Origin of the sequence: Streptomyces sp., from assembly GCF_036524955.1 — a bacterium.
Classification (GTDB): domain Bacteria; phylum Actinomycetota; class Actinomycetes; order Streptomycetales; family Streptomycetaceae; genus Actinacidiphila.
This window is the reverse complement of record NZ_DATDBG010000196.1, coordinates 1-13,381: the sequence shown is the minus strand read 5'-3', so window position 1 is coordinate 13,381 and position 13,381 is coordinate 1. Positions and strand designations below refer to the sequence as shown.

General features: G+C 72.7%; 13 protein-coding genes. All 13 read right to left on the bottom strand.

Annotated elements, in window-relative coordinates; genetic code table 11:
* Positions 1–15 precede the first annotated feature (15 nt).
* The 13 genes from VIW71_RS16130 to VIW71_RS16070 all read right to left on the bottom strand — a co-directional run bounded on the left by VIW71_RS16130 (position 16) and on the right by VIW71_RS16070 (position 13,098).
* On the bottom strand, positions 16–1,014 hold the full coding sequence (locus VIW71_RS16130; protein WP_331622986.1) for a Ppx/GppA phosphatase family protein: 999 nt from the start codon (positions 1,012–1,014) through the stop codon (positions 16–18).
* A 35-nt stretch (positions 1,015–1,049) separates the two neighbouring features.
* Positions 1,050–1,673 (bottom strand): DUF501 domain-containing protein, encoded by a 624-nt coding sequence (locus VIW71_RS16125; RefSeq protein WP_331622985.1) that lies wholly within the window; start codon positions 1,671–1,673, stop codon positions 1,050–1,052.
* 91 nt (positions 1,674–1,764) lie between these two features.
* Positions 1,765–2,262 (bottom strand): FtsB family cell division protein, encoded by a 498-nt coding sequence (locus tag VIW71_RS16120; RefSeq protein WP_331622984.1) that lies wholly within the window; start codon positions 2,260–2,262, stop codon positions 1,765–1,767.
* A gap of 99 nt (positions 2,263–2,361) precedes the next feature.
* A complete protein-coding gene (gene eno / locus VIW71_RS16115) occupies positions 2,362–3,642 on the bottom strand; it encodes a phosphopyruvate hydratase (protein ID WP_331622983.1) in 1,281 nt (426 codons plus the stop codon).
* Positions 3,643–3,816: 174 nt separating this feature from the next.
* Positions 3,817–4,539 carry a transglycosylase family protein gene (locus tag VIW71_RS16110; protein WP_331622982.1) on the bottom strand — a complete coding sequence of 241 codons (723 nt, stop codon included), beginning with the start codon at positions 4,537–4,539 and terminating at the stop codon, positions 3,817–3,819.
* A 509-nt stretch (positions 4,540–5,048) separates the two neighbouring features.
* A complete protein-coding gene (locus VIW71_RS16105; protein ID WP_331622981.1) occupies positions 5,049–6,074 on the bottom strand; it encodes a transglycosylase family protein in 1,026 nt (341 codons plus the stop codon).
* Between the two features lie 192 nt (positions 6,075–6,266).
* Positions 6,267–7,523 carry a cytochrome P450 family protein gene (locus VIW71_RS16100; RefSeq protein WP_331622980.1) on the bottom strand — a complete coding sequence of 419 codons (1,257 nt, stop codon included), beginning with the start codon at positions 7,521–7,523 and terminating at the stop codon, positions 6,267–6,269.
* Positions 7,520–8,245 (bottom strand): endonuclease V, encoded by a 726-nt coding sequence (locus VIW71_RS16095; protein WP_331622979.1) that lies wholly within the window; start codon positions 8,243–8,245, stop codon positions 7,520–7,522. The genes VIW71_RS16100 and VIW71_RS16095 overlap by 4 nt, the downstream gene beginning before the upstream one ends.
* A gap of 5 nt (positions 8,246–8,250) precedes the next feature.
* Positions 8,251–9,288, bottom strand: a complete 1,038-nt coding sequence (locus VIW71_RS16090; RefSeq protein ID WP_331622978.1) for a nucleoside triphosphate pyrophosphohydrolase — start codon at positions 9,286–9,288, stop codon at positions 8,251–8,253.
* A gap of 79 nt (positions 9,289–9,367) precedes the next feature.
* Positions 9,368–10,018 carry a SurA N-terminal domain-containing protein gene (locus VIW71_RS16085; RefSeq protein ID WP_331622977.1) on the bottom strand — a complete coding sequence of 217 codons (651 nt, stop codon included), beginning with the start codon at positions 10,016–10,018 and terminating at the stop codon, positions 9,368–9,370.
* A gap of 159 nt (positions 10,019–10,177) precedes the next feature.
* Positions 10,178–10,975 (bottom strand): HNH endonuclease family protein, encoded by a 798-nt coding sequence (locus VIW71_RS16080; RefSeq protein WP_331622976.1) that lies wholly within the window; start codon positions 10,973–10,975, stop codon positions 10,178–10,180.
* A gap of 9 nt (positions 10,976–10,984) precedes the next feature.
* Positions 10,985–12,532 carry a serine/threonine-protein kinase gene (locus VIW71_RS16075; RefSeq protein WP_331622975.1) on the bottom strand — a complete coding sequence of 516 codons (1,548 nt, stop codon included), beginning with the start codon at positions 12,530–12,532 and terminating at the stop codon, positions 10,985–10,987.
* Entirely contained in the window at positions 12,529–13,098 is a 570-nt protein-coding gene (locus VIW71_RS16070) for a hypothetical protein (RefSeq protein ID WP_331622974.1), read from the bottom strand. Before VIW71_RS16070 ends, VIW71_RS16075 begins: the two co-directional genes overlap by 4 nt.
* Positions 13,099–13,381 lie beyond the last annotated feature (283 nt).

Sequence of the window (13,381 nt, the reverse complement as noted above, 5' to 3'; positions counted from 1 at the left end):
GGGCGCGAAGGTGCCTCACTTGAGCATGCTCCAGGCGATTCCGTCGAGAATGTCGTGTTCGCTCACCACGACCTCCTTGGCGCCCGTGCGCTCCATGATCCGGAGCAGCACCAGCGCGCCCGCCGCGATCACGTCGACCCGCCCCTCGTGGATGACCGGGATCGCCGCCCTCTGCGCGTGAGTGGCCGTCAGCAGGCGTCCGGTGATCTCGCGGACCTGTTCGAGGGAGACCCGGGAGTGGTGGATGGCCGCCGAGTCGTACGCGTCGAGACCCAGGGCCACGGCCGCGACCGTGGTCACCGAGCCGGCCAGTCCGACGAGGGTACGGGCCCGGTCCAGCGGAACGGTGCGGGCCGCCTCGTCCAGGGCCGCGTCGATGTCCGCGTTCATCGCGGCGACCGTCTCAGGGGTGGGCGGATCGGCCAGGACCCCGTCGTGGACGAGGTGGCGCTCGGTCATCCGCACGCAGCCGATGTCCACCGACCGGGCCGCGGTGACCTCCCCGTCCCCCAGCACGAACTCGGTGGAGCCACCACCGATGTCCACCACGAGATACGGGGTCGCGAAGCCGTGCTCCGGGGTCAGTTCGCGGGTTGCGCCGGCATAGGAGAACTCGGCCTCCTGGTCGCCGCTGATCACCTCGGGCTCGACGCCGAGGAGGTCCACCACACCGCGTACGAACTCGTCCCGGTTCTCCGCGTCCCGGGAGGCGGAGGTGGCCACGAACCGGGTCCGCTCTGGCGGGACGCCGTACTCCCTGATCACCTCGGCGTACTCCCGGCACGCCGCGAAGGTCCGCTCCAGCGCCTCGGGGGCGAGCCGTCCGGTCCGGTCCACGCCCTGCCCGAGCCGTACGATGCGCATCCGCCGGTCGCGATCGGTCAGGGTCCCGGTGGCCGGGTCGAGATCGGCGACGAGCAGCCGGATGGAGTTCGTACCGCAGTCGATGGCGGCTGCCGTGGTGCGCCCGCTCGCTTCCGGGCGCTGTGACCCGCTGCCGATGCTCCTGGACACTGCGCTCCCTCGTTCCTCGGTCACTCGGTCCTCGGTCACTGGTTCTCGTCGCCTTCAACAGCGGCGCGTCCTTCGGCCCGCTCGCCGAACCGGGGGGCGCCGTCCTCCGGTCCGCGCGCCGCAGGCGGGACGCACGGGCCCTTCGCCCACCAGTCGGGCAGCAGCGCGAGCGTCTCGTCGCCCAGCGGGTTGATCCCGGGGCCCACCGCCAGGGAGTGGCCGGCCAGTACGTGCAGGCACTTCACCCGGTCGGGCATGCCGCCGGCGCTCGGGAAACCCTCCAGCACCTCGACGGCGTCGCGGCGGGCGAGGTAGTCCTCGTGGGCGGCGCGGTACGCGGCGGCCAGCTCCGCGTCCTCGGCCAGCCGAGCCGTCATCCGCTTCATCACGCCGTCCGCCTCCAGGGTGCCGATCGCCGAGGCGGCGCGCGGGCACGTCAGGTAGTACAGCGTCGGGAACGGCGTGCCGTCCTCCAGTCGCGGCTGGGTCTCCACCACGTCCGGATTGCCGCACGGGCAGCGGTGCGCGACCGCGCGCACTCCACGCGGGGGGCGGCCGAGCTGGGCCCGTACCGCGGCGAGGTCGGCCTCGGTGGGCGGGGTGCTGTGCGACGTGGCGGGCGGCGGCGTGCGCGGGGCGTCGTGCGGGTCGTTGTCCATGAGCCGTTCTACGGGGTACGGGGATGCGGAGTTCTGCGTGGCGGGGGCGTTCTGGGGGAAACGCGCCGCGGGGCGTCGTACGGGCCGGGGGTCAGCGGCGGGCCGGCGCCGCGGCGGCGTCGGCGTGGTCCACGCTGTCCCACAGATTGTCGTACCACGGGCGGCGGGCCGCCGCCTCGTTGCCGCCGGTGCGGCGCGGTGCCGCGGTGCCGCCGGGGGGTGCGGTCGGGCCGGCCACCGTGTAGCCGGTCTCGCCGGGCAGCACGTAGTGCAGGTGCTCGCGGGCCTGGGTCCGTACGTACTCCGGGTCCTGCCAGCGGGCCTTCTCCTCGCGGAGCTGCTCGACCTTCTCCCGCGCCTCCTGCGCGGCGCGCCGCTGGGCGGCGATGTCGGAGCGCTGCGCGACGTACTGCCGCATCGGATAGGCGAGGGCCACCACCAGGGCGCACAGCACGAGGGCGAGCAGGGCCGCGCGCCCGGTCAGCCTGTTGCGGCGGACCGGCCGGGACGCGGCCCGGTAGACCCGCGCCTGCGCCTCCTGACCGATCGCCTTCAGCCGGGCCGCGGTGGAGAACCGATCCGCCCCCACGCCGTGTCTCCCCTCACCGTCCTCGCCGGTACGTCCCCGCCCACGGTACGGGACCGGGTGCGGGGACGTACGGAGCGGCGGCGGGTCCGCCGGTGATCCCTATCCCTTGAAGCGGGGGAACGCGGAGCGGCCGGCGTACACCGCCGCGTCGTCCAGGATCTCCTCGATGCGCAGGAGCTGGTTGTACTTGGCGACGCGCTCGGAGCGGGCCGGGGCGCCGGTCTTGATCTGACCGCAGTTGGTGGCGACGGCCAGGTCGGCGATGGTGACGTCCTCGGTCTCGCCGGAACGGTGCGACATCATGCACTTGTAGCCGTTGCGCTGGGCCAGCTCGACCGCGTCCAGGGTCTCGGTGAGCGAGCCGATCTGGTTGACCTTGACCAGCAGCGCGTTGGCCGTGCCGTTGTCGATGCCCTTCTGCAGGCGCTCGGGGTTGGTGACGAACAGGTCGTCGCCGACGAGCTGGACCTTGCTGCCGAGCTTGTCGGTGATGATCTTCCAGCCGTCCCAGTCGTCCTCGAACAGCGGGTCCTCGATGGAGACCAGCGGGTAAGCGGCGACCAGCTCCTCGTAGTACTCGGTCATCTCGGCGGCGGAGCGGGCCTTGCCCTCGAACTGGTACGTGCCGTCCTTGTAGAACTCCGAGGCGGCGACGTCCAGGGCGAGCGCGACGTCCTGGCCGGGCGCGTACCCGGCCTGCGTGATCGCCTCGATGATCAGGTCGAGGGCTTCGCGGTTGGAGCCCAGGTTGGGAGCGAAACCGCCCTCGTCGCCGAGGCCGGTGGACAGGCCGCGGCCCTTCAGCACGGTCTTGAGGGTGTGGTAGACCTCGGCGCCCCAGCGCAGCGCCTCGGAGAAGGACTCGGCGCCGATCGGCGCGATCATGAACTCCTGGATGTCGACATTGGAGTCCGCGTGCGATCCGCCGTTGAGGATGTTCATCATCGGGACCGGGAGCACGTGCGCGTTCGGGCCGCCCAGGTAGCGGAAGAGCGGCAGGTCGGAGGCCTCGGAGGCGGCGTGCGCGACGGCCAGCGAGACGCCGAGGATGGCGTTCGCACCGAGGGAGGACTTGTCCGGGGTGGCATCCAGGTCGAACATCGCCTGGTCGATCAGCCGCTGCTCGGTGGCGTCGTAGCCGACGAGCTCCGGGCCGATCTGCTCGATCACGGCGAGGACGGCCTTTTCGACGCCCTTGCCCAGGTAACGGTTCTTGTCGCCATCGCGGAGTTCGAGGGCCTCGAAGGCGCCGGTGGAGGCCCCGGAGGGGACCGCCGCACGGCCGGTGCTGCCGTCGTCGAGGCCGACCTCGACCTCGACGGTGGGGTTGCCTCGCGAGTCGAGGATTTCCCGGGCTACGACGACGTCGATGGACGGCACGTTGTCTCCTTCTGAGATGACTTCTCTTCTTTTTCGGGATGAGCCTAACCGCCCACGGGTCCGGTGCAGGGGGTCGGCCCCGCTCCTGAGACGGAAAACCCCGGCCGGGCACGCTCCGGCAGTGGCGTGCCCGGCCGGGGAAACGGAGAAGTCCGTGGTGGGGCCGTCGTGCGGTCAGCGCAGGCGCAGGTGCTGACCGGGGTGGAGCACGTTCGCGTCCTTCACGGTGTCCTTGTTCAGGTCGTACAGCTTGTGCCAGCCGCCGGGAACATGGTGCGCGGCGGCGATCTTGGCCAGGGTGTCGCCGGGGACGACGGTGTACTGGCCGTGGCCCTCGCCGCGCGACCAGGTCTTGTGGTCGGTGGGGGACGGCGCCGGGGCCTTCTTCGTGGTGGCGGCGGAGGAGGTGGAGGGGGCGCCGGCGGAGGTGGAGGAGGTGCCGGCCCCGGAGCCGGCACTGCCGGACGAAGAGGAGCTGCTGCTGGAGGTGCTGGACGAGGAGCCGCCCGGGTTGATGTCCGGGGCCGGGCCGCCGGCGGTCAGGCCGCCCGCGGACGCGCAGGACCAGGCGCCCGGGCCCTGCAGGGCGAGCAGCTTCTCCGCGACTGCGATCTGCTGGTCCTTGGTGGCCAGGTCGGCGCGGGCGGCGTACTGCAGGCCGCCGGCCGCCTCCCAGCTCGACTGCGAGAACTGCAGGCCCCCGAAGAAGCCGTTTCCGGTGTTGATGTGCCAGTCGCCGCCGGACTCGCACTGGGCGACGGCGTCCCAGGTGGCGACGGAGGCCGCGGAGGAGGGGGTGGCGCCGATCAGCGGTACGGCGATGGCGGCGCCGGCGACTCCGGCGATCGAGGCGAGACGGACCAGCGACTTCTTCGAGGCGCGACGGTGCTTACCCATGGTGTTTTGTGTCCTCACCGACGCCTGCGAGGTGAGCTGTCGGGTTCGGACGTGAGTTGCCCGGCCGGGTCCGCGTACTCGCGGCTCCTCGGCTTCACCCCGAGCCGGTCCGGCCGGTACGTACCGCAGCGGTGGGTGCTGTCCGTTGCTGCGCGGCGTACGGCCGGGGTCCGGCGGAAGACGGTGGGTCCCCCGCTCCTGCCTGCGGCGCTTTCGCGTCGGCTGTTCCCGTCGGGGCGGCGGCAGGACTCGGCGTTCCGCTCCGGTGGGGCCCGCTGTGCGAGCGATAAGACGTTAAGCACACCCCTGCGGACAGGACAAACATGCGCGTTCCGGCGGCCAACTGAGGTCAGGCGCTCGTCGGCTGGGCAGAACCGCAGGTCGGAAGGGCGGTCTCAGCGTTCCGCGAGCGGACGGTCACAGGGCCTGGCGAGACCCTTGTCACATCTTCGCAACAACACCGAGGGCGATACGCCCGATTTGCCTTCCGAGCGTCAGCACCCGTCATGTCAGCCGAGATTGAGGATCTGTCCCGGTTTGATGAGGTTCGGGTCATCTCCGACCACATCGTGGTTGACCTCGTAGAGGCGATGCCAGCCGCCGTCGACGTGCTGCGCGGCGGCGATGCCGGAGAGCGAGTCGCCGGCATGGACGGCGTACGCACCGGGCGCCGAAGTGCCCGATTCATCAGCATTGTTGACACTTTCGGTCAGAACGTCCCGTTCGGTGACCGAGTAGGCATGGGTACGGGTGGCCTGGTCGGCGGCGGCCAGCTCCTCGTCGGTGGGGTCGTACGGCTTCGCGTGCCGCCCGCCCGTGCCCGGAGTGGACTGCCCGGGGGCGGTGGGACCGGCCGCCGGGTCGGTGGGGGTCGCCGGGGGCGCGGTGGGGGCGGCGCCCGGGGTGCCGCCGGTCGTGGGGACGGCGGGGGGCGCGGCCACGGTGGGCGGGGTGTGGTTCGGCCTTCCCGCGACCGGCGGGGCGGTGGGCGTCACCGGGAGCACGGTCAGGTCGAGGCCGGGGATGCCACCGGTCGTGGGGACGGCGGGCGGGGTCGGCGCCGCGGGCACGGTGTACTCCGGCGCCGAGGCGCCGGGGGCGGGCGGCGCCGGGACGGACGTCGCGGTGTCGCCGGGGTCCGCCTTGGGCACCAGGGTGTCCCGGAGCAGCCCGGTGGTGATCTCGCAGCCCGGCCAGGCGTGGGGGCCGAGGTCGGCGAGGATCTTCTCGGCGACGGCTATCTGCTGGGAGCGGGAGGCGAGGTCGGGCCGCTGGGCATAGACGCCGCCGCCGTACTGGTCCCAGGTGTCCTGGGTGATGGCCAGGCCGCCGTAGAAGCCGTTGCCGGTGTCGGCGCTCCACAGGCCGCCGGTCTCGCACATGGCGACCTTGTCCCATGTGCCGACGTCGGCGGCGTGCGCGGCGCCGGTGCAGAGCAGAGGAATCGCGAGGCCGGCGCCCGTCGCGGCCACGGTCACCATGGCCGCCGGTGCCTGACGGGGGCGTCGGTGCCGGCCGTTCCCGGACGTGAGCATGCGGTCGCCTTCCTTCAAAGCCGTACGCGCCCGCGCGGACTGCCCTGTCGCGCAGTCCCGCGCGCCGATGGGGCGGGGCGCGTCCCGCGAGCGTTGGTACCTCGCGTTGGCCACAGAACGTAGCGGTGTTGGCCTGCGCATCACAAGTCGATGTAGCGGTCGTCACGTGGACATCACGGTCGTGACGGCGCCTCATCTCCGGTGCGCCGTCTCGGGTGTGAACACCACCGGCAGCGTACGCAGTCCACGCATGATCAGACCCCCGCGCCAGCGCAGTTCGCCCGGATCGACAGCGAGCCGCAGGTCGGGCAGGCGGGTCAGCAGGGTGGCCAGAGCGGTCCTGGCTTCCAGGCGGGCGAGCGGGGCGCCCAGGCAGTAGTGGATACCGTGCCCGTACCCGAGGTGCGGATTGTCGCGGCGGGCCAGATCCACGGTGTCGGGCGCCGCGAAACGGGCGGGGTCGCGGTCGGCCGCCGCGAGCACGACGAGTACGGGGTCGCCGACCGCGATGCGCTGCCCGCCGATGGTCAGCGGGCAGGTGGCGTAACGCCAGGTCGCCAGCTCCACCGGGCCGTCGTGGCGCAGCAGTTCCTCGACTGCGGTCTCCAGCAGGGCGCTCTCGCCGCGTGCGAGCGAGTCCTGGAGCGCGGCGCGCTGCTCGGGGTGGCGCAGCAGGGTGTGCACACCGTTGCCGATGAGGTTCACGGTCGTCTCGAAACCGGCGAACAACAGGATGAAGGCCATCGCGGCGGCCTCGTTCTCGGTGAGATGCTCGCCGTGGTCACTGGCGCGGATCAGACCCGAGATCAGGTCGTCAGCGAGGTCGCCGCGCTTACGGTGGATCAGCTCCACGAGGTAGGCACGCATCCGCTTCACCGCCCGCGCGACGCCGCCGCGCGGACCGCCCCCGTGTCTGATCATCATGCCGGCCCAGTCCCGGAAGTCGTCCTGGTCCTCGGCGGGCACGCCCAACAGGTCGCAGATCGCGTGGATCGGCAGCGGGAAGGCGAAGTCGTGGATCAGCTCCGCCTCGCCTTGGCCCTCGAAACCGTCCACGAAACGGTCCGTCAGTTCCCTTACCCGCGGGGCGAACTCAGCCACCCGCCGCGGCGTGAACGCCTTCGACACCAGCCGCCGCAGCCTCGTGTGGTCCGGCGGATCGATATTGAGCAGATGCGTCATCAGATCCGCACTGCGCTCCCCCGGAATCCCTGTCTTCCCCCTGGCCCCGGCCTCCCCGGCGTGATGCACCGGGTTCTTGCTCAGCCTCCCGTCGGCCAGTGCCTCCCGCGCGTCCGCGTACCGCGTCACCAGCCACGCCCCCACCCCGCTGGGCAGCACGGTCCACCGCACCGGCGCGTGCTCCCGCAGCCACGCGTACGCCGGATACGGATCGCCGGCGAACTGCCACGTGAACAGTTCGGGCATCACATCGGGCACGTCGCTCATCCCCCGACGGTATCCCGCACCCCCGGGCCGACCGCACCGAGCGCGGCCCTGCACAGGCGGTCGGCCTGGCGGGTGGTCTCCGGCAGGCGGTAGGCCGGGGCGAGGGTGAGGACGTGGGCGGTGGCCGTCGCGAGGTCGATGAGGTGGCCGGTGGAGACGTAGACGGGTTTGACGCCGGTCCGGGTGCGCAGGGCGCGGCCCACCGTCTCGCCGGCGGCGGTGAGGTCGGCGTGGGAACCGCGCTCGGGGGCGAGAGCGGCCGGGTCGTAGTGGCCGGTGAAAGGGGTCTTGGCGACGCCGGCCGTGGGGAGGCCGGTGAGGACGCCGAGGTGGCAGGCGAGGCCGAAGCGGCGTGGGTGGGCCAGGCCGTGACCGTCGCAGAGCAGCAGGTCGGGGGTGGTGCGCAGGGCGCGCAACGCCTCGACCAGCACGGGCAGTTCCCGGAAGGCGAACAGGCCCGGCACGTACGGGAAGGTGGTCGTCCCGGTGGCGGTGGCGCTTTCCACCACGGCGAGGGTCGCCGTATCGATCACGACGGCCGCGGCGGCGACGCGGTCCCCCGTACCGCGACCGTCGCCCGCGTACGCGACGTCCAGCCCGGCGACGAGCCGCGGGTGCGCCGGCCCCGGGCCCCGGTGGTCGGCAAGCCCCCGCATCCGGTCCTGCAGGGCCAGCGCCTCGCCCTCGTCCGCGGGCCAGGCGTACGGGACGTCCACGCGCATCGCGGCTACCGGGTCTCCCGCGCGTCCGCGGTCTCCGGGCCGCCGGGCCGCGCCGCCTCGGCCGCGCGTATCACGGCCCGGTAGCGGCGGGCGGCGTGGCGCAGGGCCGCTTCGGGATCGATGCCCGCGGCCTGGGCGGCGGCGGCCTCGGCGAGGAGGTGTTCGCCGAGCACGGCCTCGTCGTCGTAGCGGGGCGCGGACGGAGTGGCCGGGAGCGGGAGGCCCGCGCCCCTGGCCCGGCCGGAGAGCTTCGCGGCCAGGGCCAGCGCCGGGGAGGCGGGCGGGATGCCGTCGGTGACCGACTCGCGGGCCTTCTCGACGCCCTTGAGCCGTATCCAGTTGGCCTGCACCTGCTCGGGGGTCTCCGCGACCTCGTCACCGTAGATGTGCGGGTGGCGGTGGACGAGCTTGGTGACCAGGCCGGCCGCCACGTCGTCGATCCCGAACGGCTCCTCGGGGTCGCCCTCCGCGATCGCCGCGTGGAAGACGACCTGGAGCAGCACGTCGCCCAGTTCCTCCCGCAGCGCGGTCCGGTCGCCCTCCTCGATCGCCTCGACCAGCTCGTACATCTCCTCGATGCCGTACTTGGCCAGCTCCTCGTGGGTGCGCAGGCTGCTCCACGGGCATTCGGCCCTGATCTGCTCCATCACCTGGACGAGGTCGAGCAGGCGGGCGCCGGGCAGGTCGTAGGAGCCGGGCAGCAGCTCCAGGTCGGGCATCGCGACCCGCCCGGAGCCGCCGAGCCGGGCGAGCTCATCGGTGACGGCCGGGTCGGCGCCGCCGGACGGCGCCACGTAGACCACGGTCCGCCCGCCGGCGGTAGCGTCCACCAGCTCGCGCCCGCCGGGGGCCGACTCGTCGACCCGTATCCCCGCCTCCCGCAGATAGGGGAGCTGCGGATGGTCCGGGTCCGGGCACACCACGAGGTCGGCGTCGCGGAGTGTCTGCCAGGCGGGCCAGGAGAGCTGGCCGGGCGCGACCCGGTGGCTGGTGGTCAGCATGACCAGCCGACCAGGGGCGGTGGCGCCCGTTGTGTCGTCCATGTCGTTCACCCCTCGAACGTACCGTGGACCACCCTCACGGCGCGGGCACGCGGGCCCGGCCTGTGGACAACCCGGCGTCTCACGCGGACTGGCCGACCACGGCCGGGGTCTTGGTCACGACCCACGGGTCGGTGGCGGTGCCGATGATCGCTTTCCTGGCGTCCCAGGTGCCGTACCGCGGGTTGACGTGCACGCCGAGTGAGGCTGCCGTCTTGGTGATCGCGGCGAGCACCGCGGCGTTGCCGCCGTCGCTGCCGGGCTGGTAGCCGAGGCTCTGGATCAGCTTTCCGACGCCGACGTTCGTACGGAAGAACGCGTCGACGGCGGACGGCGCGATCTTGTACTGGGTGAGGAGCGCGGAGTCGAGCTGCTGCTCGCTGCCGCCGAACTGCTGGAGTGCCGCCGCGTGCTCGCGCTGCACGTCGCCGGCGCTCACGGTGATACCGGCGTCCCGCACCGCCTTGTCGATCACCTCGTTCTGCACGAGCATGCTCAGGGTCTGGGTGGAGAGCGTGCCGCTGCTGTCGATCAGTTGGTCGCCCTGCGGGGACTTGGCCTGCGCCGCCCGGACCTCGTTGACCTTCGACTGCAGCGCGGACACCGTGATCCGGTGGTCGCCGACCACCGCGGCGGCACCCGGGTGCGCGGGATCCGATCCGCACGCGGTCAGGGCGGGCGACGCGAGCAGCAGCCCGGCGGCGATCGGGACAGCGATACGACGGCGGAGCATGGTGCCTCCCGGCGGGGGAACGGGCCTCGCGATGCAGACGGGATGATCGAGCACGAGGATATTGAGCCGGACCCACTGATATCCAGCACTCCGCCGAACGCGATCGGATCGGTCACGCGAAGCGGCGTGTCCCACTCCCGCCGCTGTCCGCCTCAGCGGTCAGCCGCCGCACTGGGTGAGCATCGCCTGCTTGTCCGCGGCCGTCACCGGCAGCCGGTACTTGAGCGACACCTGCGCGATCCGGACGGCGTAGGAGCACCGGACGCGCTTGTTCGGCGGCAGCCAGGTCGCGGGACCCGAATCGCTCTTGGCACCGTTGGTCGGGCCGTCGACCGGGATGAGGTTGAGCGGGTCGTTGGCGATCTGCTCGCGTTTGTCCTTGGTCCAGTGCGCGGCGCCCATCTGCCAGTCGTAGGACAGCGGCATCACGTGGTCTATCTGGACGACGGTCGCTTTCCGCTTGGTCCAGTGGATCGTCCGCCCGGTGTAGGGGTCGTGCAGGGTCATCGACGTCACCACGCAGTCGGACCCGGACCGGTAGTGGAGATCCTCGCCGTCGCGCTTGATGAGGTCGTTGCGCGTGTCGCAGCCGTTGTGCGCGTACGGGACGTCGGGCGCGGAGTCCATCCAGGCGTAGCCGAACTTGTCGCGACTGTATCCGGTCTTCGGGCCGCGCCCCTTCGTCGTCACCCGGTCGATCAGCGCGCGGGCCGCGCTCCTGTCGGCATCGGTGGTGATGGCCGCGAGCCCGGGCTTGGTGCCGTCCGGGTTGTCGAGCGGACTGACCGCCCGACCGTCGCCCTGCCCCGGTTCGTCCCCCGGTGCGGGGGCTCCTGACGCCGTGCCGGCCCCGGGACCGGGGCCGGTCCCGACCGTGGTGCCGCTGCATCCCGCCACGCCGAGCGCCACGGTGAGCACCGTGGCGCAGGCGAGAGTCCTGGTTGTCCGTGTGTCCATGCACGCCCCTCAGAAGGTCCGACCGGTATGCGCCCTATGAGGTATCTGCCCCAACCAGCCGAGACTACGGCGCACTTCGGCCGTAAAAGGATGGCTCGGGCCGTGCACCCGCTCGGCGTCGTAGAGAAGCCGGGTGAGGACTTCACGGGCCGCGACTCGGTCACCGACGGAGAGCAGGACGTGGCCGACGCGGCGCCGGATGTCCAGCGGCCGGGCGGGGTCGGTGGCCGCCCACTGCTCGAAGTACGGGAGCAGCACGCGGTATTCGGTGAGCGCCGAGGCGGTGTCGCCCAGTTGCTCCAGGCACTGCGCCGCCTCGTAGCGGAACTGCAGCGCCTGCCGGTCGGCCCCGCCGTACTGCGACGCGCACTCCTCCGACAGCCGCCGCAGTTCGGGCAGCGCCCTGCGGTACTGGCCGTCCTCCATCAACGTCGCCGCGTACTGCTTGCGCAACGTCCGCAGCACCGGCGAGTGCTCGCCGTGCTTCTTGGCGGCGGCCGGGATGATGCTGCCGAGCATGTCCACGGCCTGGGTGATCCGGCCGGCGTCGAGCAGCCGCTTGACCTCGTCCACCGCGGCGGCCAGATCGGCGCCGGCGGGCCCGACGGGCGGGGCGGAGGGGACCGGGGGCGCGGTGGCGCGGTCGGGCCAGGGCGCGTGCGGGCGCAGGAAGGGCCGGGTGGGGTCCATCGGGCCCAGCGGTTGGTGAGGGGCGGCTCCGGGCACGTGCAGCAGCGCGGCCAGCTCCCGGTGGACGTCCTGCGCCCCGGCCGGACGGTGCTGCGGGTCCTTCGCGAGCAACCGCAGTACCAGCGACTCCAACGGCTCCGGCACCTCCGGGCGCACCTGACGCAACGGCACCGGGGCCTCGTACAGGTGCCGGTGCAGCACGCCGAGCGCGGTCGACCCGGCGAACGGCACGTGGCCGCTGAGCAGTTCGTGCAGCAGCACCCCGAGCGCGTACAGGTCCGTACGCGGTCCCACCGTGCCGCCCATCGCCTGCTCCGGTGCCATGTACGCGGGGCTGCCGATCGGCGAACCGGTGTGCGTGAGCCGGGTGGTGTCGGTGTCCATCACGGACGCGACACCCAGGTCGAGCACGGTGACCGTACCGTCGGGCCGGACCATGACATTGCGCGGCTTGAGGTCGCGGTGGACGATCGGCACCGCGTGCACCGCGGACAGCACCGCGCACAGCTGCGCCGCCACGGCCACCGCCCACGTCCACGGATACGGGTCGTGCTCGACGAGGTGGTCGCCCAGGTCGGCGCCCTCCAGATACTGCATCACCAGGTACAGGTCGTCGCCGTCCCCGCCCGCGTCGTGCACCGTGACCAGGCCCGGGTGGTCCACCTGCGCGGTGACCCGGCACTCCCGGTCGAAGCGCTGCCTCAGCTCCGAGGCGTCCTGGCCGGCCGCGGCCTTGTCGGGCCGCAGCAGTTTCACGGCGACCCGGCGGTCCAGCCGCCGGTCGTACGCGGTCCACACCTGGCCCATGCCGCCCTGACCGATGACGGCGGCCAGTTCGTACCGTCCGGCGATGAGCCGACCGGTCACCTGCCCTCCTCCTTGCGGAGGAAGTCGCTCAACTCGTCCAGCTCCGCCCGTACCTGATGGATGCGCGGGCCCGCGGGCGGCACCGGTGCGGTGGGCTGCTGCCCGTACCCGTAGGGCGGCGTCCCGGGTATGCGGGGCGCGCCCGGTATCGGCCCGGGCGCCGTGCCCGGTATCGGCCCGGGCGGAAACCGCGGCGGGTGGACGGGAGCCGCGGTCCGCGGCAGGGGCCGCGCCGGGCGCGCGCCCCGGATGTCCACGACCAGGAAGTACGCCGGAGTGGCGAGCATGCACACGAGCAGGCCGGACACGCCGACGTTGCTCTGCCAACCGGTGTCGTCGGGCGCGACCCCGACGAGGATGAACCCGCCGATGCCGAGCACGCCCACGATCGGCAGCAGCACCCAGTCCATCGGGCGCCGCAGGGCCAGTGCCAGCCGCAGGATCGAACCCCAGGCGCACACTCCGAGCGTGACCACGGGCAGCACCACGAAGAGCACGCGCAACCCGATGACCAGACCCCGGCCTTCGGGGCGGTGTTGCGGCGGAGCGGTGCCGGGGCCGTACATCGTGTGCTCCTGGACGTCGGGTGCGGATGGGGTGGCCGGGCCTGCCCGGCCGGGGTGTCGCGGTGATGCGTGAGGTGGCTTCCCGCCGGTGACCGGAGGACCGGGCTCCGCTGATGTGCGTAGCTCACGGCCGCCGGGCGGCGGACATACGGGGAGCGTATCGGCCCCCACCGACGGCCGTCGCCTGCTCCGGTGTGACCTGTGGATAACTATTCGGGACGCACGGCGCCACGGGTGGGCACGGCGGGCGGCGGCGCGACATCCGTCCGGCGGCGTGCCGGAG